Genomic DNA, 22644 nt, shown 5'->3' with positions numbered 1-22644 from the left:
CCCCTCCCCGCAAGGGGAGGGGAGCATGCGCACCGGAGCTCTCTCATGATCGGCAAGCTCAAGGGCCTGATCGACAGCTACGGTGATGACTACGTCATCCTCGACGTCTCCGGCGTCGGCTACCAAGTGCATTGCTCCGCGCGTACGCTGCAGGCGCTGCCGCAGCCGGGCGGGGCGGCGGTGCTGTCGATCGAGACCTATGTCCGCGAGGACCAGATCAAGCTGTTCGGCTTTCGCTCCGACCAGGAGCGCGAATGGTTCCGGCTGCTGCAGACCGTGCAGGGCGTCGGCGCCAAGGTGGCGCTGGCGGTGCTGTCGACATTGCCGCCGGCCGACCTCGCCAATGCCATCGCGCTGCGCGACAAGGCTGCGGTGGCGCGCACCGTCGGCGTCGGCCCGAAAGTCGCCGAGCGGATCGTCAGCGAGTTGAAGGACAAGGCGCCGGCATTTGCATCGGTCGATCCGGCGCTGGTCAATCTGTCCGGCGCCATCGAGGACAACACCGCGCCGCGTCCGGTGTCGGATGCGATCTCCGCTCTGGTCAATCTCGGCTACGGCGCGCCGCAGGCGGCCGCGGCGATTGCCGGTGCCGCGCGCATTGCGGGAGAGGGCGCTGAGACGGCGCAACTGATCCGGCTCGGGCTGAAGGAGTTGGCGAAGTGAGTTTCGGCCGGCTCGGACGCGTGATCGGTATCGTGGCGATCTTCTCCATTGTCGGTCCACTGGCGATGGCGGCGGTGGTTGCGCTGATCGTCGTCGTGCTCGGCGCGCCCATCGTCCAGCTGGTGTTTGCGGTCGCCGATCTTGACGCGTTGCGTGGCGTGCTGTCGATCGCGGTCTGGCTGCTGGCCTTCGTGGTCGTTATCGCCACGCTGCTTCCCTCCATGGCCGCAGGACTGACCTTTGCGGTCGCGGCGATCTATGCCGGTCTCAGTCCGATCTGGATGGCCTGGCTTGCCGCGGCCGCCGCCATTGCCGCCGTGGTGCTGCTCGGCGCTTTCATCCAGCCGTCAGAATCCTCGGCGGTGATGCTGCCCGGTACCCAGTCGCTGCCGCAGGCACTGTCGCTGTCGGCGCTGCTCGCGGTGCTGGCGATCGGTCCCGCCAGCCTGTGCTGGTGGCTCGCGAAGCCGCTGCATCGTGCTAACGTGACCCCATGACCACTGCTCCCACCCGCCTGATCACCCCCGAGCGCCGCGCCGATGACATCGGCGACACCTCGCTGCGCCCGCAGAACCTGTCCGAATTCGTCGGCCAGCAGCAGGCCCGCGCCAATCTGCAGATCTTCATCGACGCCGCCCGCAAACGCGGCGAGGCGCTCGACCATGTGCTGTTCGTCGGCCCGCCCGGCCTCGGCAAGACCACGCTGGCGCAGATCGTGGCGCGCGAGCTCGGCGTCGGTTTTCGCGCGACGTCGGGGCCTGTCATAGCCAAGGCCGGTGATCTCGCCGCACTCCTGACCAATCTCGAAGAACGCGACGTGCTGTTCATCGACGAGATTCATCGTCTCGCGCCCGCGGTCGAGGAAGTGCTCTATCCCGCGATGGAAGACTTCCAGCTCGATTTGATCATAGGCGAGGGCCCCGCCGCGCGCTCGGTAAAAATCGAACTGGCGAAGTTCACTCTTGTCGGCGCCACCACGCGCGCCGGTCTGCTCACCAATCCGCTGCGCGACCGTTTCGGCATTCCCGTGCGGCTGAATTTCTACACCGTGGAAGAGCTGGAAAAGATCGTCACCCGCGGCGCCCGTGTGCTGGAGATCGGCATGACCGCCGACGGCGCCAACGAGATCGCCCGCCGTGCCCGCGGCACGCCGCGCATCGCCGGCCGCCTACTGCGCCGCGTCCGCGATTTCGCGTCGGCCGCCGACGCCTCGGCCATCGACCGCAAGATCGCCGACCACGCACTGTCCGCGCTGGAAGTCGACAGCGCCGGCCTCGATGCCATGGACCGTCGCTATCTCACCACCATCGCCATGAACTACGGCGGCGGCCCGGTCGGCGTCGAAACCATGGCGGCGGCGCTGTCGGAGCCGCGCGACGCCATCGAGGACATCATCGAGCCGTTCCTGATCCAGTGCGGCTACCTGCAGCGCACCCCGCGCGGCAGGCTGCTCACCTCGCATGCGTTCAAGCATCTCGGGCTGAATGAACCCAGCCGCGATCCGAGCCAGATCGGGTTGTTCGGGCAAGGCATTGAGGACGAGTGATGGCGGCGGATCTGCTGGAGCAGATGCGGCGCAATCCGGCGGGCGACTGGACCATCGGCGATGTCGAGAAGGTCTGCCTTTCCCATGGCCTGCTGTTTCGGGCTGGCAAGGGAACCTCGCACTGCCACGCCAAGCACCCGGCAGCGGCCGAAATTCTGACCATTCCGGCCCGGCGACCGATCAAGCCGGTCTACTTTCGCAAACTCGTGCATTGTATTGATGACCACGGAGGTCACCGATGAAACTCGAATATGCCATTCGGATCGAGCGGCTGGCGGACAGCGACGGCGGCGGCTATCTCGCCACAGCGCCGAAGCTTCCGGGATGCATGTCCGATGGGGCGACGCCGGAAGAGGCTCTGCGCAATGTGCAGGAGGCCATCGCTTCGTGGATCGAGGCGGCGAAGGAATGGAAGCAGGAGATCCCCAAGCCCGCGCCGCCATTGGCGCGCGCGGGCTGAGGCCTTTTGATCTCAGCTCATCAGCGTCTTCATGGCGCGATACAGCACCGCCGGATCGTGCTCGCCCTTGTATAGCGGCGAGACCTTGTTCTCGAGGCCGAGCAGCGCAAACACCGCGGTCTGCGCCGAGCGCACCGAATACTCCACGGTGAACACGACATCGTCAGGGATTTCGCAATACTGCCCGAGGAAGGCGAGGTTGCTGGTGCCGGCCGGCGTCACCGCCGGGCGGTCGCCCTTGACGCGCGGCATGAACTGGCTGGTGATATAGGGCATCATGCAGGGGATGCAGTTGGCTGCCTTGATGATCTTGTCCTTGTCGGCATCGAAGCGGAGATGGCCTATCAGTTCAGTCATCAGTTCCTCGCCGGTGCAGTCCGACATCTTCTTCTTCACGAAGTTGCCGATCTGGTCGACGAACAGGCCGTAGCCCCAGAAGGTCTGAACGTTCTTCGGCTGGCCGATGAAATGCGGCTGCGCCGCCAGCACCACCGACATCAACCAGTTGGAATCGGTGAAGGTGACGAGGCCGCCGGTGCCGGCTTCGTTGCCGGTGAATTTCTCCATCAGGTCGAAGAAGATCGGATCCTTCATGGTGGTGGTGAACGACAGCCACTTGGATTCATCGACCCGGCTGTTGAAGGCCGACGGCTTGCCGAATTCCGGGTGTTTTTTCGCCAGCGTCTCCCACAGCGCCCATGAGCCGTCGGTCTTGTCGTCCTTTGCGGTCAGCTCGGAGGGCCGCGTCATCGAGCCCAGGGTGGAGGCGGTGGTCATCGAACCGTTGGTGACGAACACCAGGTCGTCGTCGCCGACCGCGATCAGCTTCGGCACGCCATGCTCGACCACATGCAGACGCTCCACCGCCTTGCCGCGTGGCCCGTACTTGAAGTCCATGTCGGCCACGCGGACGCCCGTGACAAAGTTTACGCCCTGGGCCTTCAGCCAGGTGGTCAGCGGCAGCACGATGGAATCGTATTGATTGTACGGCGTGCGGCGCACGCCGCCCAGCGTCTGGATGCGTGGGAATTCCTGGATGAAGCGATGCAGGTAACGCTTCAACTCGACCGCGCTGTGCCAGGGCTGGAATGCGAAGGTGGTGACCCACATGTACCAGAAATTGGTGGTGAAGAACGACGGCTGGAACATGTCCGCGATGCGCCTGGCACCCAGCGTCGCTTCCGACGTCGCCATCAGTTCGATCAGGTCGAGCCGGTCCTGGGCGGAAAAGCCCATGGTGGAGACGTCGACCTTCTGGCCGCCGCGCACCAGCCGCGCCTTGGAATTCGGAATGTGCTTCTCGTTGAAGGCGTAGATCTCGTCCTTGACGGTGATGGCGGGATTGCCGAGCGAGGGAATGCCCGACAGCAGGTCGAAGGTGCAGGTATAGGCCTCATAGGTGAACATGCGGCCGCCGCGGATCACATAGCCCTTGTCGGCGTTGCCGTCGCCGTCGAGGCTGCCGCCGAGCAGTTCGGTCTCCTCGAACACGCTGATATTGTCGCCCTTTAACCCGCCGTCGCGGATGAGATAGGCTGCGCTGGCCAGCGATGCGATGCCGCCGCCCGCCAGATAGGCCTTGATGTCGCTCCGCGCTGCGGTTCGATTGCTGGATGTCATGGATTTGCCTTTACGTGGGATATCTTGGTGTCGGCGCGATGGGCGATCGGGTCGTAGGCTGCGGGATCGGGCAGGGCGCCATCAGGTTCAGCGGATGAGGAAGAGTAACCGCTCGTTTCGATCGCCGACTTGACCTCGATCAAAGTGCCGCGTTTGGTGCGACGGCCGCGCGCGGCGGACCAAATCCAATGGCGGAATTTTGCCGTGGCCATCGTCTGGGCTATATCGTCAGTCACTTGTGCCGGCCCCGCCTGCGACAACCAGATTTGACGAGTATGTTTCCCGATGACCACCCATCTCGACGGCGCCATTGCTGACGGCCTGCATCGCATGCAGGTCCGGGTCTATTACGAAGACACCGACTTCTCCGGTATTGTCTATCATGCCAACTACCTGCGCTTCATGGAGCGCGGCCGCACCAACTATCTGCGGCTGCTCGGCGCCGACCAGCGCGCGCTGTTTGCGGAAGCCGAGAGCGAGGCGCCCGGCTTTGCCTTCGTGGTGCGTGCGATGACGCTCGAATTCCTGAAGCCGAGCCGGATGGACGACGTGCTGGAGATCGTGACGCGCCCGATCGACGTGAAGGGCGCCTCGATTACGCTGAGCCAGGAAGTGCGGCGCGGCGACGAACTGCTGCTGGAGGCGAAAGTGAAAGTCGCGTTCGTGTCAGACGGCCGGGCCAGGCCGATCCCGAAGGCGCTGCGAACAGCAATGAAGGCCGATCAGCTTTAGCAATCGGGCGATAGGCAAGTTGCCATCGACTCTCCGACATGCCGGGCTACAATCGCAGCGAGCCAACGGAGATGCCCATGTCGCGCCCGCCATTGCCGCCGTTCACCCGCGAGACCGCCGCGCAAAAAGCGCGTATGGCCGAAGACGCCTGGAATTCCCGCGACCCGGTCAAGGTCTCGCTGGCCTATACCGAAAACAGCGTATGGCGTAACCGCGTCGAGTTCTTCGAAGGGCGCCCGGCGATTGTCGACTTCCTGACCCGCAAATGGGCGAAGGAGCATGAGTATCGCCTGATCAAGGATCTGTGGGCCTTCGACGGCAACTTCATCGCGGTGCGCTTCCAGTATGAATGGCACGACGACGCCGGAAACTGGTTTCGCTCCTACGGCAACGAGCAGTGGGAATTCGATGCCGAAGGTTTGATGGCGCGCCGCGAGGCCAGCATCAACGATCTGGCGATTGCCGAGAAGGACCGCCGCTTCCTGTGGCCGGCGCCCGGGCCGCGCCCGGCCGATGTGCCGGGGCTGGCCGCGACGCCGTTCTAGGCCGCGCTGCTCCGCGCGGGTCTATTCGTCGAAGCCGACGAATACCGTGGCTTCCGCCACCGACTTGCGTTCGGAGACCACCGCATTGGCCGGGAAGCTGTCGTCCGGCCAGCCCAGCGCGATGCTCTTCATGATGACCTGGTCGTCGGCAATGCCGGCGTGCTCGCGCACTACGGGCGATTGCATGATGCCCTGGCTGTTGATCACGGCGCCCAGCCCACGCGACCAGGCGGCGGTGACCAGAGCGGTCGCCACCGCGCCGCAGTCGAACGGCGTGTCGTCGCTGCCGTCCAGCACGCGGTCATAGGTCACGATCACGCAGACCGGCGCGTCGAACTGACGGAAGCCGCGCAGCACCCAGTCCTGGCGCATCTCCTTGTCGTCCCGGGCGATTCCCATGGCGGAGAACAATTGCTTGGCGACGCCGACCTGGCGGTCGCGGTGCGGACCGGCAAATGGCTGGCCGATGCGGAATTCGCGCGACTGCGGCACCCCCGCCACCATCCGCTCGGTATTGCCGGCGCGGATGCGGTTCAGCGGTTCGCCGGTGACAATGTAGAAATTCCACGGCTGGCTGTTCATGGACGACGGCGCGCGCATCGCCAGCGCGATGACTTCCTCGATCAATTTCCGCGGCACGGGATCAGGCTTGTAGCCGCGAATGCTGCGGCGACCGAGAATGACGTCATCGAACTTCATGGACCTGCGCTTCCCCGGATGGCTTCTCAATTGGCCGCGATCTTTGCGGTTTCCCGGGTATCACGCAAGGGCGTGCCGGGGGCGGTGGCGACCACCCCCGGACGTGTATTTACGCCGCTGCTCTGTGCCGCGCCTGTTCGGCCTTGAACAGTTCGAACTCCTCGGCCACGGCGCGCGCAATGCTCGGCCGTGCGCGCAGCCGCTGGTGATAGGCCTTGATCGCCGGCCATTGCGCAAAGTCGAGTTGCGGTGTCGCCATGGTCCAGTTTATCACCGTCGCGAGGTAAGCATCGGCGAGGCTGAAGCGGTCGAGCAGGAATTCGCGGCCTTGCAGATGCGCCTCAAGGTAATCCAGCCGCGAGGTGCCTCTCGCCAGCGCCCACGCCTTGGTCTCCGCCGACGCTTTCGGGTCGAGCAGCGGGATGAACAGCGCCTTGTGCAGTTCGGTGCCGATGAAGCATAGCCACTGCTGCAGGCGGGTGCGCTCGATGCCGGTGCCGGCGGCAATCGGCGAGTCGGGAAAGCGGTCGGCGACATATTGCAGGATCGCGGCATTCTCGGTCAGGATCACGCCGTCGTCGGTGCGCAGGGTCGGCACCATGCCGAGCGGGTTGAGGGTGCGAAAATCCGAGCCGTCCTGCAGCACTTGCTTGGTCTTCGGATCGACTTCGAGATAGGTGGCGTCGGCGCCGGCCTCGTCGAGCGCGATGCGGGTGGCCATCGAACAGGCCATCGGCGAGAAATACAGATCCATGGAAGGCCTCCTTGGCTTGCGTCCCGTTGCGATCGGAGCGCGGGTTGATTTTTATACCGTCTCGCATAATATAAAACACGTCAAGGAATTAAATTCGAAATGGTACAAAAAAGAAGCCCGCGCCGGACAAGGCCGACAGTGCGGCGCCGAAGCGGCGCGGCCGGCCGCGGGCCTATGAGCCGGAGCTGGCGCTGGGTCAGGCGCTGGCGTTGTTTCGCAAGGATGGCTTCGCCGCCACCTCGCTGGACGATCTGTCCGCCGCCACTGGCATGAACCGGCCGAGCCTGTATGGCGCGTTCGGCGACAAGCGCGCGCTCTACATCAAGAGCTATGCGCGCTACCGCGAGGACTACAGCGGCGCCGCCGCGGAGATCTTCAAGGCCGATATCGATATCCGCGAGCGGTTGCGCCGCTTCTACGGCGCCGCGCTCGACATCTATCTGCAGGGCGGCCCGCGCGGCTGCTTCACGGTGATGACGGTGGCCTCCGACGCCATCGCCGATCCCGAGATCCGCGCCATGGTGCTCAAGGGATTCGGCGATCTCGACGAGGCGCTGAGCTGGTGCTTCCGCACGGCGATCAAGCGCGGCGAACTGCCTGAGACCGTCGATGTCGCGGCGTTGTCGCAGCTCGCCTCCGCCACACTGTACTCCCTCGCCATCCGCTCCCGAGCCGGCATCGCGCGCCGGGAACTCGAAGGGATCGCGCAGGGGGCGATCGACTTGATGTGCGGCTCCGCCGCGAAATAACCTGCCTCGCGCGCGAAATTCTCAGCCAGCCGTGTCGGGATCGTGGTGTCCTGCCCGTCTTCCAGCCAAGGAGACCGATCCATGCTCTACGCCATCCTTTGTTACCATGATGAAGCCGTTGTCGGATCGTGGACCCGCGAGGAGGACGCTGCGGTCATGGGCAAGCTGAAGCTGGTGCACGAGAAGCTTGCGCAGCAGGGGCGGCTCGGGCCGGTGGCACGGCTGCTGCCGACCACCGCCGCCACCACTCTGCGCAAGGACAGCGATCCGCCCCTGGTGCTCGACGGTCCGTTCGCCGAGACCAAGGAACAGTTGCTCGGGTTTTACGTGGTCGAATGCCCCGACCTCGATGGGGCGCTGGAGGTGGCGCGCGATCTCGGCCGCGCCAATCCCGGCGGCGCCTATGAGATCCGTCCGATCGGCCTGTTCACGCCCGGCCATGTGGCGGGACACACGCCATGACCACCGATCTCGCCTGGATCGATGCGGCGCTGACCACGGCGCGCCCCCAGGCGCTCGGCGCGCTGTTGCGCTATTTCCGCAACCTCGACACCGCCGAGGAGGCATTCCAGAATGCCTGTCTGCGTGCGCTCAAGACCTGGCCGCAGAATGGCCCGCCGCGCGACGCCGCGGCATGGCTGATCATGGTCGGCCGCAACGTCGCCATCGACGACATCAGGAAGACCAGTCGCCACACGGCACTGCCGGAGGACGAGGCCATCTCCGACCTCGACGACGCCGAGGCGGAATTGGCAGAGCGGCTCGACGGCGCGCATTATCGCGACGACATCCTGCGCCTGCTGTTCATCTGCTGCCATCCGCAGATTCCGGCCACGCAGCAGATCGCGCTGGCGCTGCGCATCGTCTCCGGCCTGTCAGTGAAACAGATCGCCCGTGCCTTCCTGGTGACGGAAGCCGCCATGGAACAGCGCATCACCCGTGCCAAGGCGGCGATCGCCAAGGCCGACGTCGCCTTCGAGACGCCGGGCGCGCCGGAGCGCTCGGAGCGCCTCGCCGCGGTGGCGGCGATGATCTATCTGGTTTTCAACGAAGGCTATTCCGCCTCCGGCGAAGCCATCGCCGAGCGCGCGTCGCTGTGCCAGGAGGCGATCCGGCTGGCGCGGCTGCTGCTCAAGCTGTTCCAGTCGGAGCCGGAGATCATGGGGCTGACGGCCCTGCTGCTGCTGCAACACGCCCGCGCACGGGCGCGGTTCGATGCCGACGGCTCGGCGGTGCTGCTCGACGACCAGGACCGCACCCTGTGGGACCACTGCCTGATCGCCGAGGGCCTGGCGCTGATCGACAAGGCGATGCGCCATCGCCGCACCGGGCCGTACCAGATCCAGGCGGCGATCGCCGCGCTGCATGCCCGCGCCGCCACGCCCGCCGAGACCGACTGGCTGCAGATCGATCTGCTCTATGGCTCGCTGGAGATTCTCACGCCGTCGCCGGTGATCACCCTGAACCGCTCGGTGGCGGTGTCCAAGACCCGCGGCGCGCAGGCGGCGCTCGACATGATCGAGCCCTTGGCGCCACGGCTGTCGAACTATTTTCACTTCTTCGGCGTGCGCGGTGCCTATCTGATGCAGCTCGGCCGCGGCGACGAGGCGCGCGTCAGCTTCGACCGCGCCATCGCGCTGGCCAATACCTCTGCCGAGGCCGCCCATATCCGCATGCACATCGATCGGCTGAAGCGCGACAGCAAGAGCGGCAGCGCGATGGCTCCCGCGGCCCCGCACGAGGCGAAGCTTCGCTAGGCGGACCGGCTGCCTTTACTTGATCGTGGGGGCGGCGAGGAGCACACAAATCCTGGCGCCGGTGTCGGAATCCGGTTTTCCCGTTCGTCCTTGAAGCAGGTTGCATCACCCCGGAGCCACCCATGCTGAAGATCATTGCCGTGATCGCCGTCATTCTCGCGGTCGCGCTTGTCGCCGTTCTGGCGCTGGCGCTGACAAAACCCGACACGTTCGAGGTGGCGCGCAGCGCCGCCATCAAGGCGCCGCCGGACAGGATCTATCCGCTGATCGAGGACCTGCATCGCTGGACCGCGTGGTCGCCCTACGAGGCGAAGGATCCCGCCATGAAACGCAGCTACAGCGGTTCCGAGTGCGGCAAGGGCGCGGCCTATGGCTGGGACGGCAACAGCAATGTCGGTTCCGGGCGCATGGAGATCACCGATGCCGCATCGCCGACGCGGATCGTGCTCAAGCTGGATTTCTTCCGGCCATTCGAAGGCCACAACACCGGCGAATTCACCCTGCATCCGCAAGGTGATATCACCACCGTGACCTGGTCGATGCGCGGCCCGGCGCCGTTGATGTCGAAAATCATGCAGGTGTTTCTCAATATGGACCAGATGATCGGCAAGGACTTTGCCGTCGGCCTGGCCAACCTCAAGTCGATCGTCGAAAAATAGAACCGGCCCCAACCAAGGAGACCACCGATGCAGGTCAATCCCTATCTTCACTACAACGGCAATTGCGAAGAGGCCTTCAACTTCTATGCGAAGGCGATCGGCGCCAAGATCGACGTCATCATGCATGTGGAAGGCTCGCCGGCCGCCGAACATATGCCGCTGGAGATGGCCAAGAAGGTGCTGCATGCGCAGCTGTCGATCGATGGCGAGGTAGTGATGGCCTCCGACGCGCCGCCCGGACAATTTCAGAAGCAGCAGGGCTTCTCGGTGTGCCTGCAGATCGAGGATCCCGCCCATGGCGAACGGATCTTCAAGGCGCTGGCCGACGGCGGAACCATCCACATGCCATTCGGCGCCACGTTCTGGTCAAAAGGTTTTGGCATGTGCCTCGACAAGTTCGGCATTCCCTGGATGGTGAACGGCCCGGCCCCGGATTAGGAGCCCACGGCGTCCTGACCTCTCCCCGCTCTTTCTTAACCTCTCCTCGCATCTTGCGCGGGGAGAAGTCGACCAGCGTAGCGAAGCCGGTCGGGTGAGGGGCGAGGCACGCGGCCGATCGCAAACCTGACGTTCGCGGGTCGCGCGCGTGCGGAATCGCTGTTACGACCACGAGGCAGACGACGTATTGCGCCCGGCCCCTCACCCGAAGCCGAGCTTTCGCTCGGCTCCGACCTCTCCCCGCGCAAGATGCGGGGAGAGGTGAAGAGCCGTCGTCGCAGCAAATGACGCAAGACCAGAAAAGAAAACCTGATGACCTCTTCTTTCACGCGCAACGCCGTGGTGCTCGGCCTTTTGTCCGCCGTGGGCCCGTTCGCCATCGACATGTATCTGCCGGCGCTGCCGGCGATCGCGGCGGATCTGCACGCCACCACGGCGGCGACGCAGATGACGCTGACCATGTTCTTCATCGCCTTCGGCCTGTGCCAGATCGCCTACGGGCCGCTGTCCGACGTCTACGGCCGCAAGCCGCCGCTCTATGCCGGGCTGGCGCTGTTTACGCTGGGTTCGGTCGGCTGCGCGCTGGCGCCCGGCGTCGGCTGGCTGGTGGCGTTCCGCATCCTCCAGGGCATGGGCGCCGCTGCCATGGGCGTGATTCCGCGCGCCATCATCCGTGACCTGCACACCGGCGTCGAGGCGACCCGGCTGATGGCGCTGGTGATGCTGGTGTTCTCGGTGTCGCCGATTCTCGCGCCCCTGACCGGCAGCGCGCTGATCGTGCCGTTCGGCTGGCGCGCGGTGTTCGTCGCCGTCACGGTGGCCGCGCTGCTCGCCATCGTGCTGGTGGCGTCATTGTTGCCGGAAACCCGCCCGGTGGAAGAGCGCATCAATGGCAGCGTCCGCAACGTGCTCGGCAGCTTCGGCGAGCTGTTGCGCGACTGGCATTTCCTCGGCCTCACCTTCATCGGCGGCTTGGGCATGGCGAGCTTCTTCGCGTTTCTGGCGACGTCGTCCTTCGTCTATATCGGCCATTATGGGCTGACGCCGACGCAGTACAGCCTGGCGTTCTCGGTCAATGCCATCGGCTTCATCGGCGCCTCGCAACTGGCAGGCTTCCTTGGCGGCCGCTTCGGCATGGTGCGCGTGGTGATCGCGGCGGTGTCGGCCTATGCGGCCTTCGCGGTGCTGCTGCTGGCGCTGACGCTCGCCGGCTTCGACAGCCTGCGCGTGCTGATCCCGCTGCTGTTCACCTCCTTCGCCTTCCTCGGCCTGGTGATCCCCTCCACCATGGTGCTGTCGCTGGAGGACCACGGCCCGATCGCCGGCATCGCCAGCGCGCTCGGCGGCACCCTGCAGATGGTCACCGGCGGCGTCATGATCGCGGTGGCCGGCCTGTTCTTCGACGGCACCTCGTTGCCGATGGTGGCGACCATCGCGCTCACCGCGGTGGCGGCACTGGTGGTGACGCTGGCGACCTTGCGCTGCCGCGCTGCCGCGCCGCAGTTGGCGGAGTAACGCCGTTGCGTTCCCCGGACGCAGCGCAGTGCGGCGCGCTTGTGCCGTAGTGCGCTGCAGATCCGGGGTCCCCGGTCGTCGGCAAGCAAAAACCGGGATCCCGGATCTGCGAAGCAACACTTCGTGTTGCATCGCGGCCGGCACACGAGAGCTGCGCTCCGCGCGCTACCCGTTGCTTCCCTCTTTGCGCAGCGTCGGCAGGCCGATGCCCGCGGCGTCGAAGCCGCCGTCCACCGCCAGCGTCTGGCCGGTGATGTAGCTGGCGCGCGGGCTGCACAGATAGAACACCGCGTCGGCGAGTTCGTCCTCGCCGCCGTAGCGGTTGAGCGGAATGGTGTCGTGATAATCGGCGCGGATCGCCGGCGTGTGCACCGCCTTGGCCATGGCGGTCTCCACCGGGCCGGGCGCCACCGCATTGACGCGGATGCCGAGCGTCGCCAGTTCCACCGCGAACTGCTTGGTGAGATGTGCGAGGCCGGCCTTGCTGGTGCCGTAGGCGGTGCGCAGCGTCGAGGCCCGCAATGCCGAGATCGAGGTGATGTTGACGATGGCGCCGCCGCCATGTTCGCGCATCAGGGGCGCCGCGGCCTGGGTGCACAAAAACGGCCCGGTGAGGTTGACGTCCAGCACGCGCTGCCATTCGGCCTGGGTGGTGTCGAGCAACGGCTTGAACACCGCGATGCCGGCGTTGTTGACCAGCGCATCGAGCCGGCCGAAGCGCGCCTGCGCCGCGGCGAAGGCGGCAGCCACCGCGGCGGCATCGGAGACGTCGGCATGCAGGGCCAGCGTCGTATCCGGCGCATTCAGCGCCTGGACGGTCGCCGCCAGCAATTCGCGCTCGATATCCAGCAACGCGACGGCATAGCCCTCGCCGAGAAATCGCTTGGCCACCGCGAGGCCAATGCCGCGCGCCGCGCCGGTGACAAGCGCAACCTTGCGCGGTGTGGTGCTGATCATGTCCTGCCCTGTGGTTTTGTGCTGGTGCAGGGCTGTCTAGAGAACGGCGAAGTCCGCGACAAGCCTGGCGGCGCCTTTTCCTTCCCCCGGCGAAGCTTCGCGAGGTGGGGAGCATTCGGGTGGGCAAAGCATCGCCGCGCGCAGCGCAGAGACGCGTGCCCACCACGTCCTCCACGGCGCGGAGATGGTGGGCACGGCGCAAGCGCGCCTTTGCCCACCGTACGTCTCTCCGTTCTCAGAACCGGTAGGTCGCGGTTCCCAGCACCGTGCGTCCGATGCCGTAGTAGCAGTCGCCGCGGGCATAGCACGCTGCGACATAGCGCTCGTCGCTGATGTTGTTGGCGTTGATCTGCAGCCGGAACGGGCCCGGATCCCAGGCGACCATCATGTCGAACAGCGTGTAGTCCGGCAGCGTGACGGTATTGGTCTCGTCCCAGGCATTGCCGATATAGCGCACACCGGCGCCGACCGTGACATCGCGCAGGCCGAGTGCACCGAGGCGGTATTTGCCCCACAGCGAGGCCTGGTTCATGGGCACGGTCTCTAGACGCTTGCCGACATTGTCGCCTTGCTCGACCTTGGCGTTGATGTAGGAGTAGCTGGCGATCAGGTCGAAGTCCGGTGTGACCTTGCCCAGAACCTCGATCTCGGCGCCGCGGATGCGGACCTGGCCGATCTGGCTCGAGGCGAACGGGTTGCTCGGATCGTTCGATACGGAGAGCCGGTTCCTTTCGACCGTATCGTAGATCGCGCCGTTGACCGCGAGGAATGCTGTCGGATTGTACTTGAAGCCGACCTCGTAGGTCTCGCCGCGCTGGTCCTTGCAGGTTCCGCCGATGCAGGAGCTGCCACCGTAGGCGGCACTAAAATACACCGGATTGAACGACTGCGCCCACGTCACATAGGGATTGAAGCCGTACGGCGTTTCATACATCAGGCTGGCGCGTCCGGTCGTCGCCGAGCGGTCGCTGTCGTCCGCGACGGTTCGCCGCGTGCTGGCGTAGTCCTGCCGAATGCCGAGCGTGGCGAGCCAGGGACCGAGGCGCATCTGGTCTTGCGCGTAGAGCCCGGTCTGGGTTTGCCGCGTGTCAGGAGTGGCGATCAGTGCAGGCAAGGGCAGGTTGCTATAAACTGGCGCGTAAAGGTCGAACGGCGTGGCGTCCAGGCCCCCGCCCACCGCCGAACGCTCTCTGACGTCCCGGTAGTCGACGCCGAACAGCAACTGGTGCGACAATGCCCCGGTGAGCGCCTTGACATGAACGTTGTTGTCGATCGTGAAGTTGTCCTTCGCCGATGCCTGCGACATGGTGTAGCGATTCACCGTCCGCCTCGACGCGTCGAGAAACGGATCGGCCGAGAACGAATTCGCGTAGACGCTTTGATAGATGCCATCGACACGGGCATAGCGCAGGTTCTGCGTGAACTTCACGGCATTGTTGAAGCTGTGTTCGAACAGGCTGCTGACCGCACCGGTCTCGGTCTGGTACAGGTCGGTGCTCGGGTCGCCGACGAAACGGTTGCGCGGAATGGTGCCGTTCGGGCCGGGATACAGCACACCTTCGCGCGGCAGGAAGCCGTTTGTGGTGCCGGTCTTGTCCTTTTGGTAGGTGCCGAGCACGGTCCAACTGGTGTTGTTGGTCGGGCGCCAGGTCAGCGACGGCGACAGCACGAAACGGTCATCCGGCACGGAATCGACCTGCGTTCCACTGTCGCGGAACAGGCCGACGAAACGATACAGCCATTCGCCGTCCTTGGTCAGCTTGCCGGTCGAGTCCATCTGGGTCTGCTTGCGTCCGAAATTGTCGAAGCTCACACCAACTTCATTGCGCGATTCCGCCTGCGGTCGCTTCGAGATCAGGTTGACGAGGCCTGCGGTGGAGGTGTCGCCGTACAGGACGGATGCCGGGCCGCGAAACACCTCGATACGCTCGAGCATGTAGGGATCGACGCGCCATTCGTTGAAGACGTTGGTGTTGTTGACCCGCGTGCCGTCGAGATAGATGTTCGGGCTCTGCCCGCGGATTTTCGGATAGTCGCTGCGCGAATCGACGCCGCCCGGTTCGGCGAACACGCCGGGCACGTAGCGCAGGCCCTCCTGGATGCTCGTGACGCCCTGGTCGCGGACTTGCTCGGCGCCGACCACGCTGATCGACTGTGCCGTCTGGCGGAGCGGCGTATCGGTCTTGGTGCCGGTGCCGCTGACCGTGGCGAGATAGCCCTGCACCGGGCTGCTGCCGGTTTCGGCGCGCGCGCCGGGCGTCGAGACGGCGTTTGCTGCGGCGGTGCCGCGCGCGGCGGCGCGGCGATTTGCGGAAGAGCGTGCGGTCTGCTGCGGTCGCGAGGCGGGGCGCGTTCGCGCAGCCTGACGCGTCGGCTGCTCGACGACGACGGCCGGGAGCTGGCTTGGCGATTGCGCCCGTACGGGCGCCGTGATCGCCAGACTCGCCAGCACCAGCATCGAGGCGCCCGCAAAGCGTGGCGCGTTGTTGAATTCAGTCACTCTTGCCCCCAGAACATTATCGTCGGGGGCAGGCCTAACGTGCGCTGTCGGCTGTGGAAACGCCAAACCGGCGTTTCCACAGCGCGCGAAATTGGTATCGCTCTATAGTTCCATCTGGAATTAGTCCAATTCGAATCCGGTGTGGCGGATGTTGTTGAGCGTGGCCGCGTTCATCGCGCGTAGAACACAAGACTTGCAATGACGAGCATGGCCGTCACCGCCAGCATTTGCGCGAACACCCCCGAGACTTTCTTGGCAGGTGAGGCTGCCTTGCGTGTGGCATCCTTCATCGTTTCTCCCCAGACATCGGCTTATGAACATGGCGACCGAATGGGCGCACTCCGTCATCGCGTGACGAACGCTCATCCGATCGGACAGAGTTTACGCAGAACGCCCCAATACGAATCTTCGCGACAAGAGTCCCCACTCAACGAAGATTTACCACTCCAGAGTCTGACATCAATGCGGCGGGAATTTGTCGCAGGACACACTGCACTGCGGTGCAATCCGTCGTGCCGCCGGGGCGCGCATGACGATCCGTCGAATTATTCTGGCGGTCATGTCGGAGTCGCGAGATGCCGTTCGTCCTGCGCGTAACATCCTTGCCGCGTCCAACGGCCGAGCATGCGGCGCCGACATCCGAAAGCATCGAGGAAGATCACAATGTCACTGATACTCTACTATCATCCGCTGTCGTCCTTCTGCTGGAAGGCGCTGATTGCCCTTTATGAAAACGACACGCCGTTCACGCCGAAGCCGGTCAACCTCGGCGATCCCGACGAGCGCGCCGCGCTGTTGCAACTGTGGCCGATCGGAAAATTTCCGGTGCTGCGTGACACGGCCGCGGACCGCATCGTGCCGGAATCCAGCATCATCATCGAATATCTCGACGACGCCTGGCCCGGCCCGACGCGGTTCATCTCCGCGGACTGCGGGCAGGCATTGCAGACCCGGTTGCGCGACCGCCTCTACGATCTTTATGTCCACCTGCCGGTACAGAAAGTCGTTGGCGATCGGCTGCGCCCGGCCGGCCAACGAGATCCGCACGGCGTCGCCGAGGCGCGAGCGCGGATCGTCTACGGCTATGACATGATCGAGCGCGAGATGGCTGGTCGGAGCTGGGCGATGGGCGAGAGCTTCAGCCTTGCCGATTGCGCGGCGGTGCCGGCACTGTTCTATGGCAACAAGGTGCAGCCGTTCGGCGCCGCGCATGGCAAGGTCGCGGCCTATCTCGACCGGCTGCTGGCGCGGCCCTCGGTGGCGCGGGTGGTGCGCGAGGCCGAGCCTTATTTTCACATGTTTCCGCAGGAGGAGACGGCATGACCGACAAGGCCGCTATCGTCCGCGCGCTGTTCGCTGCTTACCGCGCCAGCGACCGCGCGTCCGTGGAGCAAACCTTCACCGACGACTTCCGCTTCACCAGCCCGTTCGACGACCGCCTCGACAAAGCGGCCTATTTCGAGCGCTGCTGGCCGGCTTCGATCGACGGCTGGATGAAAGAACAGGACATCGAGCACATTGTCGTCGATGGCGACGCGGCCTTCGTCACCTATCAATGCGTGGCGAAGGACGGCAGGAGTTTTCGCAACACCGAGTTCTTCACCTTCGATGGCGACCGCATCCGCAGTATCAACGTCTATTTCGGCGCGACGTATCGCGACGGGGTGTTCGCGAAGCAGGAATCCTAGACGGCTGCGGCGGCCGCCTGCTTATCGAGGTCCGTAACATTTTGGTCACCATACTCGCGGAAAGACCGGGATACCGATGGTTGGTAAACTCCAGTGGACTATGACGAACCTGCCAGGTTCTAAAATGGTCGGCCGGAATGCCCCTCGATCAGCTTTCGATTTTTTCTGCCATCGGTCTCTCCAGCGCCGCTCTTGCGCTGACTCTGTTCGTGAGCTGGATGGTCGGCCGGTCCGATGCCTATCTGCTCACCTGGTCCATCGGCCTTGCTGTCATCGTCGTCGGCGTCGTGCTTTTCGCCGGCTTCGGAGACAGCTACAACGCCGGCTTGCAGCTGGCGTCGTTCCTGCTGTTGATCTGCGGCTTCGGTCTTGTCTATGCCGGCTCCGCGCAGTTCTGCAGCGAACGCAGCCGTTGGAGCTGCGCGATCCGGGCCACCGCGGCAGGGCTGTTGCCGACCCTCGGCGCATTCGCGCTCGGCTTTTCCGGCGCGGGAACGATAGCCGCGAATCTGGCAATCGCGCTGCTGCTGGCGTTGAATGCGTATGAATACTGGAACGCGCGCAATGAAGCGGCGCTGCTGATGGTGTCGAATGCAGTGCTTTACCTGATCACCGCCATCTCGTTCGTCGCTTGCGCTTGTGTCCTGGCCTGGCATGGCCAGCTTGTTCTCGATGCGCGGCCGTCAAATTGGGCGGAGGAGTTCAATGCCATCGCCATCATTATCGGTCTCACCGGCATCGGCGCGCTGTCCCTCACCATCCATCAAACCCGCATCGCCAACCGGCACAGGTCGGAAGCGATGACCGATCCGTTGACCGGCCTGCACAATCGGCGCGCGCTGTTCGGTCGTCGCACCGATGATGTTGCCCGGGAGGCGGCGGTGGTGGTGATGGACCTCGATCATTTCAAGGCGATCAACGACCGCTTCGGGCACGCGGCTGGCGACCGCGTCCTGCGCGCCTTCGCTGAAATTATTCTCTCGAACATCCGTGCAAGCGATCTGGCGGTTCGGCTCGGCGGGGAAGAGTTCTGCGTGCTCCTGTCCGACATTGGCGCCGCCGCGGCGATGGCCGAGCGCATCCGGTCGCAGTTCGAGGCGAAGACGTTTGTGACGCCGGCCGGTGCGATCCGGGCGACGGTCAGCGCGGGGATCGCCGTGCGGTCGTCCGATGCCGAAACCGTTCAGGCGATGGTGGATCGCGCCGACATGGCGCTCTATCAAGCCAAAGAGGCCGGTCGAAACCGCGTTCATATTTTCGGCGTCCCCTGTGCGGCGCGGTCAGTCGAGGCGCCACGCGCAATCGAACCGGCCAGCCCTGAGAAAATTTCTCCACCATTGTCTGTCTGATCGACGCGCAATCGTCCTGAGGTCGGAAACGAGACCGCAGCACCGGTCCCGTGCGCTGTACAGCAAGGAGCTAGCGATGCGCTTCATGGTAATCGTCCATGCCAGCAAGGAAACCGAGGCCGGCGCGACGCCGTCGACGGAGTTGCTGACGGCGATGGGAAAGTTCAACGAAGCGATGGTCAAGGCCGGGGTGATGCAGGCCGGCGAGGGCCTGCATCCGACCTCGAAGGGCGCGCGGATCAAGTTTCCCGGCGGCGCTCCGGTGGTGACACAGGGGCCGTTTCCCGTGACCCCCGATCTGATCGCCGGCTTCTGGCTGATCGACGTCGCCTCGAAGGACGAGGCGATCGCCTGGATGAAGCGCGCGCCGTTCGACGGTGGCGCGGAGATCGAGATCCGCCAGATCTTTGCGACGGAGGATTTCGGCGAGGCGCTGACGCCGGAATTGCGTGAGCAGGAAGAGCGCCTGCGTTCCGGCACAGCGAAAAACGTCGCCAGGACATAATCGCCGACATCCCGAATAGCAGGAGCCAACCATGCGTTTCATGATGCTGATGATTCCGAAGGGCTACGAGACCGTGCCGCCCGACGTCCAGCTCGACCCGGCGGCCGCCGCGGCGATGATGAAGTACAATGAAGAATTGCAGCAGGCCGGTGTGCTGATCACCCTGGAAGGGTTGCATCCGCCGTCGATGGGCGCCCGCGTCAGCTTTGACGGCGGCAAACCGATGGTCACCGACGGACCGTTCGCCGAGGTCAAGGAAGTGCTCGGCGGCTTCTGGATGATCGACGTCGCCTCGCGCGACGAGGCGATCGCCTGGGCCAAGCGCTGCCCGGCCGGCCCCAACGAGATCATCGAGATCCGTCAGGTCCAGGAGATGGCGGATTTTTCGCCGGAGGTGCAGGACGCGTTGGTCGGCTACGAGGACATGCTGGCGCGGACGCGGCGCACCTGAGGGAAGGACCGGCGAAATTGGCTGCAGCAACGCTGCCACGGGTTTGCCGCAAGAATTTCATTCGAGATTTTTCAATGATTCCGGTGGCCATTATGGCCGCCGGCGCAGCGATTTGAAGTGACCTGCGAACCCGGCTCATGTAAAAGCCCTTCACATGAGCTGGCGCAAAGACGACCGCCGCGCCGAGCGCGGCTATCACCACGGCAATCTGAAAGAGGCGCTGCTGCAGGCAGCGCTCGGGCTGATCGCGGAGAAGGGCCCGGCCGGGTTCACCTTTGCCGACGCCGCGCGTTCGGCCGGCGTCAGCGCTGCCGCGCCGTATCGTCATTTTCGCGACCGCGACGATCTGCTCGCCAGCATCGCCGAGCGCGGCTTCGGTCAGTTCGAGCTGGCGTTGTCGACGGCATGGGATGACGGCCGGCCGGACACCGTCACCGCCTTCATGCGTGTCGGCAAGGCCTATCTGGCCTTCGCCCGCAACGAGCCGGCATTCTACTCGGCGATGTTCGAATCCGGCGTTCCGGTCGACCAGAACCCCACATTGAATGCGGCTGGCGAGCGCGCCTTCGGCGTCATCCGCGCCGCCGCCGAACGACTCGCCGCGCTGACGCCGCCCGGCGTGGCGCGGCCGCCGGCGCTGATGATGGCGCTGCACATCTGGACGCAGGCCCATGGTGTGGCGTCGCTGTTTTCACGCGGCGATGCGGCGCGGCGCAAGCTGCCCATGTCGCCCGAGGACCTGCTCGAAGCCGGCGTGCTGATCTATCTGCGCGGCCTCGGCTTTCCGACCGATCAGGCGCCGTCGGCGCAGCCCTCCGCCAAGCCGGCCGCAGCGCCGTCGGGCCCCTGGGGCACTGCGCCGAAATAGCGCAGGCCCGCGTCTTCACGATTATTTTGATCGCACGCTTCTGCGTCCGTCTTGACAAAATCCGGCCGCGGTTTACGTATGTAAATGTTATTTACATTCACGGGCGGCATGATGCCGCCATGGAGAGAGGCAATGTCCAACACCGCAGGCGCCAATCGCTGGGGTCCCTACGAGCCGCCCGGCATCCGTTACGAGATGCGCTCGCCATGGCGTATCGCTCTGATCGTGCTCGGTTTTATCGTGTGGTGGCCGGTCGGCCTCGCACTCCTCTTTTCACACTCGGGAGCCGGAACATGGGTTGCTGGAACAATGGTGATCGCTTCGCCAACAAGATGGAGCGGATGCAGTACAAGATGGAGCGCATGCGCGACCGCATGGAGCGCCGCGGCTTCGGCTTCGGCGGCTTCGGTCCGCCGTCCAGCGGCAACCGCGCCTTCGACGAGTATCGCGTCGAAACCCTGAAGCGTCTCGAAGAAGAGCAGCACGAGTTCAAGGATTTCCTCGATCGTCTGCGCCACGCTAAGGACAAGGAAGAGTTCGACCAGTTCATGGCCCAGCACCGCCCGCGCCCGACGCCGCCGTCGGATGCCCAGCCGCAGGGCTAAGGATTGAGCCTCGGGCGTCAAACCTCCGTCGTCCGATGCCGCTCAACCGCCCGTCTGCATCCGCAGGCGGGCGGTTTTGCTTGCGCCTCGCTTCCGCACCCTTCCAACAAGCGAACGGAGCTTCATTTCTCCCGCGAAATCTTCTTTAGTAACCTCGCATTAACCACGATCAGCGTCTGGTAAGGGGCGGCCAGACACGCTGGAGCCCTCGTTTTGACATCTTGGCAGGCAAAGCAAGCCCCGGCTTTGGACGAGCCTTCCATGCGACACAACAGGGCTTGGCGCTGGCGTTTACGCCGCGCGCGGTGCGTGGCCGCGGAATCCGCAGCGGGCTCCTCCGCCGCGAACCATTTGGGATTTTTGCGTTGAGAGGATACCGCCTATGAATCCGGCCGATGTAGCGCAGTCAGCGCTTCCGCTGGCGTCTTCCGACGTATCGTTGATCTCGCTGTTCTTTCAGGCGCACTGGATCGTCAAGGCCGTCATGCTGGGCCTGCTCGGCTGTTCGGTCTGGGTCTGGGCCATCGCCATCGACAAGATGTTCCTCTACGCCCGTACCAAGAAGGCGATGGACCGTTTCGAACAGGCATTCTGGTCCGGTGAGTCCATCGAGGATCTGTATCGCGCGCTGTCGGCCAAGCCGACGCAATCGATGGCGGCGTGTTTCGTGGCGGCCATGCGCGAGTGGAAGCGCTCGTTCGAAAGCCAGGCGCGCTCCTTCACCGGTTTGCAGATGCGCATCGACAAGGTGATGAACGTGTCGATCTCGCGCGAGATCGAGCGGCTGGAGCGGCGGCTGCTGGTACTGGCGACGGTCGGTTCGGCCGGCCCCTTCGTCGGCCTGTTCGGCACCGTCTGGGGCATCATGTCGAGCTTCCAGTCGATCGCTTCGTCCAAGAACACCTCGCTGGCCGTGGTGGCGCCCGGCATCGCCGAAGCGCTGTTTGCCACCGCGGTCGGCCTTATCGCCGCCATCCCGGCGACTATTTTTTACAACAAATTCACGTCAGAGGTGAACCGGCAGGCACAGCGCCTCGAGGGATTTGCCGACGAGTTCTCCGCCATCCTGTCGCGCCAGATCGACGAGCGCGCCTGATGTCGAAGGTTTGGATCAAAAAGTGAGCACCCGATCATGGGCATGAGTATGGGCGGCGGAGGCGGCGGCGGACGGCGCGGACGCCGCCGTGCGCCGGTCATGGCCGAGATCAACGTCACCCCGATGGTCGATGTCATGCTGGTGCTGCTGATCATCTTCATGGTGTCGGCGCCGATGCTGACCGTCGGCGTGCCGCTCGACCTGCCGCAGACCCAGGCCAAGAGCCTGGAGCAGGACAAGCAGCCGCTGCAGCTGTCGGTGGATATCGCAGGCAAGATCTTCATCAACGACACCGAGGTGTCGATGGCCGATCTGGTGCCGAAACTAAAGGCGATCACCGACGCCCGCGGCGGGACCGACGAACGTATATTCATGCGCGCGGACAAAAAGGCGGATTACGGAACTGTTGCCAAGGTGATGGGGCAACTTTCGGGGGCCGGTTTCAAGCGGCTGGCTTTGGTGACCGAGGTGGAGCAGGGGACCTGAAC

27 protein-coding genes and 1 pseudogene are annotated in these 22644 nt (G+C 64.7%); 22 read left to right on the top strand and 6 right to left on the bottom strand.

Annotated elements, in window-relative coordinates; genetic code table 11:
* Positions 1-45 precede the first annotated feature (45 nt).
* The 5 genes from ruvA to ONR75_RS26815 are packed head-to-tail and all read left to right on the top strand — an operon-like array spanning position 46 to position 2669.
* On the top strand, positions 46-663 hold the full coding sequence (ruvA, locus tag ONR75_RS26835) for a Holliday junction branch migration protein RuvA (protein ID WP_265079926.1): 618 nt from the start codon (positions 46-48) through the stop codon (positions 661-663).
* The gene (locus ONR75_RS26830) at positions 660-1160 is read left to right on the top strand and encodes a hypothetical protein (protein WP_265079925.1); all 501 of its coding nucleotides are present in this window, start codon (positions 660-662) and stop codon (positions 1158-1160) included. Before ruvA ends, ONR75_RS26830 begins: the two co-directional genes overlap by 4 nt.
* Positions 1157-2209: a Holliday junction branch migration DNA helicase RuvB gene (ruvB, locus tag ONR75_RS26825; RefSeq protein WP_265079924.1), complete on the top strand. Its 1053-nt coding sequence runs from the start codon at positions 1157-1159 to the stop codon at positions 2207-2209. The genes ONR75_RS26830 and ruvB overlap by 4 nt, the downstream gene beginning before the upstream one ends.
* Positions 2209-2451, top strand: a complete 243-nt coding sequence (locus ONR75_RS26820; RefSeq protein WP_265079923.1) for a type II toxin-antitoxin system HicA family toxin — start codon at positions 2209-2211, stop codon at positions 2449-2451. The genes ruvB and ONR75_RS26820 overlap by 1 nt, the downstream gene beginning before the upstream one ends.
* On the top strand, positions 2448-2669 hold the full coding sequence (locus ONR75_RS26815) for a type II toxin-antitoxin system HicB family antitoxin (RefSeq protein WP_265079922.1): 222 nt from the start codon (positions 2448-2450) through the stop codon (positions 2667-2669). Before ONR75_RS26820 ends, ONR75_RS26815 begins: the two co-directional genes overlap by 4 nt.
* A 12-nt stretch (positions 2670-2681) precedes the next feature.
* On the opposite strand, the gene ONR75_RS26810 is transcribed toward ONR75_RS26815, so the two are convergent.
* Together ONR75_RS26810 and ONR75_RS26805 are read right to left on the bottom strand one after the other, a co-directional pair.
* On the bottom strand, positions 2682-4253 hold the full coding sequence (locus ONR75_RS26810; RefSeq protein WP_413776540.1) for an oleate hydratase: 1572 nt from the start codon (positions 4251-4253) through the stop codon (positions 2682-2684).
* Positions 4254-4285: 32 nt separating this feature from the next.
* The gene (locus tag ONR75_RS26805) at positions 4286-4501 is read right to left on the bottom strand and encodes a hypothetical protein (RefSeq protein WP_265079920.1); all 216 of its coding nucleotides are present in this window, start codon (positions 4499-4501) and stop codon (positions 4286-4288) included.
* A gap of 73 nt (positions 4502-4574) precedes the next feature.
* Between ONR75_RS26805 and ybgC the strand changes: the two genes are divergently transcribed.
* Positions 4575-5021 carry a tol-pal system-associated acyl-CoA thioesterase gene (gene ybgC, locus ONR75_RS26800; protein WP_265079919.1) on the top strand — a complete coding sequence of 149 codons (447 nt, stop codon included), beginning with the start codon at positions 4575-4577 and terminating at the stop codon, positions 5019-5021.
* 77 nt (positions 5022-5098) lie between these two features.
* A complete protein-coding gene (locus ONR75_RS26795; RefSeq protein WP_265079918.1) occupies positions 5099-5566 on the top strand; it encodes a nuclear transport factor 2 family protein in 468 nt (155 codons plus the stop codon).
* 21 nt (positions 5567-5587) lie between these two features.
* On the opposite strand, the gene ONR75_RS26790 is transcribed toward ONR75_RS26795, so the two are convergent.
* Both ONR75_RS26790 and ONR75_RS26785 read right to left on the bottom strand, forming a co-directional pair.
* Positions 5588-6265, bottom strand: coding sequence for a nitroreductase (locus ONR75_RS26790; RefSeq protein WP_265079917.1), 678 nt, complete (start codon positions 6263-6265; stop codon positions 5588-5590).
* A gap of 109 nt (positions 6266-6374) precedes the next feature.
* Positions 6375-7019: a glutathione binding-like protein gene (locus tag ONR75_RS26785; protein ID WP_265079916.1), complete on the bottom strand. Its 645-nt coding sequence runs from the start codon at positions 7017-7019 to the stop codon at positions 6375-6377.
* A 92-nt stretch (positions 7020-7111) separates the two neighbouring features.
* Here ONR75_RS26785 and ONR75_RS26780 point away from each other — a divergent pair, with 92 nt between their 5' ends.
* The 6 genes from ONR75_RS26780 to ONR75_RS26755 all read left to right on the top strand — a co-directional run bounded on the left by ONR75_RS26780 (position 7112) and on the right by ONR75_RS26755 (position 12137).
* Positions 7112-7768 carry a TetR/AcrR family transcriptional regulator gene (locus tag ONR75_RS26780; RefSeq protein ID WP_265083813.1) on the top strand — a complete coding sequence of 219 codons (657 nt, stop codon included), beginning with the start codon at positions 7112-7114 and terminating at the stop codon, positions 7766-7768.
* Between the two features lie 81 nt (positions 7769-7849).
* Positions 7850-8230, top strand: coding sequence for a YciI family protein (locus ONR75_RS26775; protein ID WP_265079915.1), 381 nt, complete (start codon positions 7850-7852; stop codon positions 8228-8230).
* Complete coding sequence (locus ONR75_RS26770) at positions 8227-9525, top strand: RNA polymerase sigma factor (RefSeq protein ID WP_265079914.1); 1299 nt, start codon at positions 8227-8229, stop codon at positions 9523-9525. The genes ONR75_RS26775 and ONR75_RS26770 overlap by 4 nt, the downstream gene beginning before the upstream one ends.
* Positions 9526-9647: 122 nt before the next feature.
* The gene (locus tag ONR75_RS26765) at positions 9648-10184 is read left to right on the top strand and encodes an SRPBCC family protein (protein ID WP_265079913.1); all 537 of its coding nucleotides are present in this window, start codon (positions 9648-9650) and stop codon (positions 10182-10184) included.
* 27 nt (positions 10185-10211) lie between these two features.
* Positions 10212-10622 carry a VOC family protein gene (locus ONR75_RS26760; RefSeq protein ID WP_265079912.1) on the top strand — a complete coding sequence of 137 codons (411 nt, stop codon included), beginning with the start codon at positions 10212-10214 and terminating at the stop codon, positions 10620-10622.
* A 312-nt stretch (positions 10623-10934) separates the two neighbouring features.
* A complete protein-coding gene (locus ONR75_RS26755) occupies positions 10935-12137 on the top strand; it encodes a multidrug effflux MFS transporter (RefSeq protein ID WP_265079911.1) in 1203 nt (400 codons plus the stop codon).
* 165 nt (positions 12138-12302) lie between these two features.
* Here ONR75_RS26755 and ONR75_RS26750 read toward each other — a convergent pair whose 3' ends face one another.
* Positions 12303-13094 (bottom strand): SDR family NAD(P)-dependent oxidoreductase, encoded by a 792-nt coding sequence (locus tag ONR75_RS26750; protein WP_413776393.1) that lies wholly within the window; start codon positions 13092-13094, stop codon positions 12303-12305.
* Positions 13095-13329: 235 nt separating this feature from the next.
* Positions 13330-15594, bottom strand: a complete 2265-nt coding sequence (locus tag ONR75_RS26745; protein ID WP_265079910.1) for a TonB-dependent siderophore receptor — start codon at positions 15592-15594, stop codon at positions 13330-13332.
* A gap of 663 nt (positions 15595-16257) precedes the next feature.
* On the opposite strand from ONR75_RS26745, the gene ONR75_RS26740 reads away from it, so the two are divergent.
* The 9 genes and pseudogenes from ONR75_RS26740 (at position 16258) to tolR (ending at position 22642) form a co-directional block, all read left to right on the top strand.
* On the top strand, positions 16258-16917 hold the full coding sequence (locus tag ONR75_RS26740) for a glutathione S-transferase family protein (protein ID WP_265079909.1): 660 nt from the start codon (positions 16258-16260) through the stop codon (positions 16915-16917).
* Positions 16914-17282 (top strand): nuclear transport factor 2 family protein, encoded by a 369-nt coding sequence (locus ONR75_RS26735; protein ID WP_265079908.1) that lies wholly within the window; start codon positions 16914-16916, stop codon positions 17280-17282. The genes ONR75_RS26740 and ONR75_RS26735 overlap by 4 nt, the downstream gene beginning before the upstream one ends.
* 137 nt (positions 17283-17419) lie before the next feature.
* Positions 17420-18631 (top strand): sensor domain-containing diguanylate cyclase, encoded by a 1212-nt coding sequence (locus ONR75_RS26730; RefSeq protein WP_265079907.1) that lies wholly within the window; start codon positions 17420-17422, stop codon positions 18629-18631.
* A 76-nt stretch (positions 18632-18707) separates the two neighbouring features.
* Positions 18708-19136, top strand: a complete 429-nt coding sequence (locus ONR75_RS26725; RefSeq protein WP_265079906.1) for a YciI family protein — start codon at positions 18708-18710, stop codon at positions 19134-19136.
* A 31-nt stretch (positions 19137-19167) separates the two neighbouring features.
* A complete protein-coding gene (locus ONR75_RS26720) occupies positions 19168-19587 on the top strand; it encodes a YciI family protein (protein ID WP_265079905.1) in 420 nt (139 codons plus the stop codon).
* A gap of 154 nt (positions 19588-19741) precedes the next feature.
* On the top strand, positions 19742-20455 hold the full coding sequence (locus ONR75_RS26715; RefSeq protein ID WP_265079904.1) for a TetR/AcrR family transcriptional regulator: 714 nt from the start codon (positions 19742-19744) through the stop codon (positions 20453-20455).
* A gap of 132 nt (positions 20456-20587) precedes the next feature.
* Positions 20588-21060 (top strand): annotated as a pseudogene (locus ONR75_RS26710) (DUF2852 domain-containing protein).
* A gap of 382 nt (positions 21061-21442) precedes the next feature.
* Positions 21443-22156, top strand: a complete 714-nt coding sequence (tolQ, locus tag ONR75_RS26705; protein ID WP_265079903.1) for a protein TolQ — start codon at positions 21443-21445, stop codon at positions 22154-22156.
* Between the two features lie 36 nt (positions 22157-22192).
* Positions 22193-22642: a protein TolR gene (gene tolR, locus ONR75_RS26700; protein ID WP_265079902.1), complete on the top strand. Its 450-nt coding sequence runs from the start codon at positions 22193-22195 to the stop codon at positions 22640-22642.
* Positions 22643-22644 lie beyond the last annotated feature (2 nt).

The organism is Rhodopseudomonas sp. P2A-2r (assembly GCF_026015985.1).
Lineage (GTDB): Bacteria > Pseudomonadota > Alphaproteobacteria > Rhizobiales > Xanthobacteraceae > Tardiphaga.
The sequence above is the reverse complement of the archived record's forward strand: the minus strand, read 5'-3'. Positions and strand labels throughout refer to the sequence as shown.

What these genes read in the sequence shown, in the direction of transcription:
- ruvA (WP_265079926.1), top strand. Translation starts at nt 46, where the DNA reads ATGATCGGCAAGCTCAAGGGCCTGATCGACAGCTACGGTGATGACTAC.
- ruvB (WP_265079924.1), top strand. Translation starts at nt 1,157, where the DNA reads ATGACCACTGCTCCCACCCGCCTGATCACCCCCGAGCGCCGCGCCGAT.
- ONR75_RS26820 (WP_265079923.1), top strand. Translation starts at nt 2,209, where the DNA reads ATGGCGGCGGATCTGCTGGAGCAGATGCGGCGCAATCCGGCGGGCGAC.
- ONR75_RS26815 (WP_265079922.1), top strand. Translation starts at nt 2,448, where the DNA reads ATGAAACTCGAATATGCCATTCGGATCGAGCGGCTGGCGGACAGCGAC.
- ONR75_RS26805 (WP_265079920.1), bottom strand. Translation starts at nt 4,501, where the DNA reads ATGGCCACGGCAAAATTCCGCCATTGGATTTGGTCCGCCGCGCGCGGC.
- ybgC (WP_265079919.1), top strand. Translation starts at nt 4,575, where the DNA reads ATGACCACCCATCTCGACGGCGCCATTGCTGACGGCCTGCATCGCATG.
- ONR75_RS26795 (WP_265079918.1), top strand. Translation starts at nt 5,099, where the DNA reads ATGTCGCGCCCGCCATTGCCGCCGTTCACCCGCGAGACCGCCGCGCAA.
- ONR75_RS26790 (WP_265079917.1), bottom strand. Translation starts at nt 6,265, where the DNA reads ATGAAGTTCGATGACGTCATTCTCGGTCGCCGCAGCATTCGCGGCTAC.
- ONR75_RS26785 (WP_265079916.1), bottom strand. Translation starts at nt 7,019, where the DNA reads ATGGATCTGTATTTCTCGCCGATGGCCTGTTCGATGGCCACCCGCATC.
- ONR75_RS26775 (WP_265079915.1), top strand. Translation starts at nt 7,850, where the DNA reads ATGCTCTACGCCATCCTTTGTTACCATGATGAAGCCGTTGTCGGATCG.
- ONR75_RS26770 (WP_265079914.1), top strand. Translation starts at nt 8,227, where the DNA reads ATGACCACCGATCTCGCCTGGATCGATGCGGCGCTGACCACGGCGCGC.
- ONR75_RS26765 (WP_265079913.1), top strand. Translation starts at nt 9,648, where the DNA reads ATGCTGAAGATCATTGCCGTGATCGCCGTCATTCTCGCGGTCGCGCTT.
- ONR75_RS26760 (WP_265079912.1), top strand. Translation starts at nt 10,212, where the DNA reads ATGCAGGTCAATCCCTATCTTCACTACAACGGCAATTGCGAAGAGGCC.
- ONR75_RS26755 (WP_265079911.1), top strand. Translation starts at nt 10,935, where the DNA reads ATGACCTCTTCTTTCACGCGCAACGCCGTGGTGCTCGGCCTTTTGTCC.
- ONR75_RS26750 (WP_413776393.1), bottom strand. Translation starts at nt 13,094, where the DNA reads ATGATCAGCACCACACCGCGCAAGGTTGCGCTTGTCACCGGCGCGGCG.
- ONR75_RS26740 (WP_265079909.1), top strand. Translation starts at nt 16,258, where the DNA reads ATGTCACTGATACTCTACTATCATCCGCTGTCGTCCTTCTGCTGGAAG.
- ONR75_RS26735 (WP_265079908.1), top strand. Translation starts at nt 16,914, where the DNA reads ATGACCGACAAGGCCGCTATCGTCCGCGCGCTGTTCGCTGCTTACCGC.
- ONR75_RS26730 (WP_265079907.1), top strand. Translation starts at nt 17,420, where the DNA reads ATGCCCCTCGATCAGCTTTCGATTTTTTCTGCCATCGGTCTCTCCAGC.
- ONR75_RS26725 (WP_265079906.1), top strand. Translation starts at nt 18,708, where the DNA reads ATGCGCTTCATGGTAATCGTCCATGCCAGCAAGGAAACCGAGGCCGGC.
- ONR75_RS26720 (WP_265079905.1), top strand. Translation starts at nt 19,168, where the DNA reads ATGCGTTTCATGATGCTGATGATTCCGAAGGGCTACGAGACCGTGCCG.
- ONR75_RS26715 (WP_265079904.1), top strand. Translation starts at nt 19,742, where the DNA reads ATGAGCTGGCGCAAAGACGACCGCCGCGCCGAGCGCGGCTATCACCAC.
- tolQ (WP_265079903.1), top strand. Translation starts at nt 21,443, where the DNA reads ATGAATCCGGCCGATGTAGCGCAGTCAGCGCTTCCGCTGGCGTCTTCC.
- tolR (WP_265079902.1), top strand. Translation starts at nt 22,193, where the DNA reads ATGGGCATGAGTATGGGCGGCGGAGGCGGCGGCGGACGGCGCGGACGC.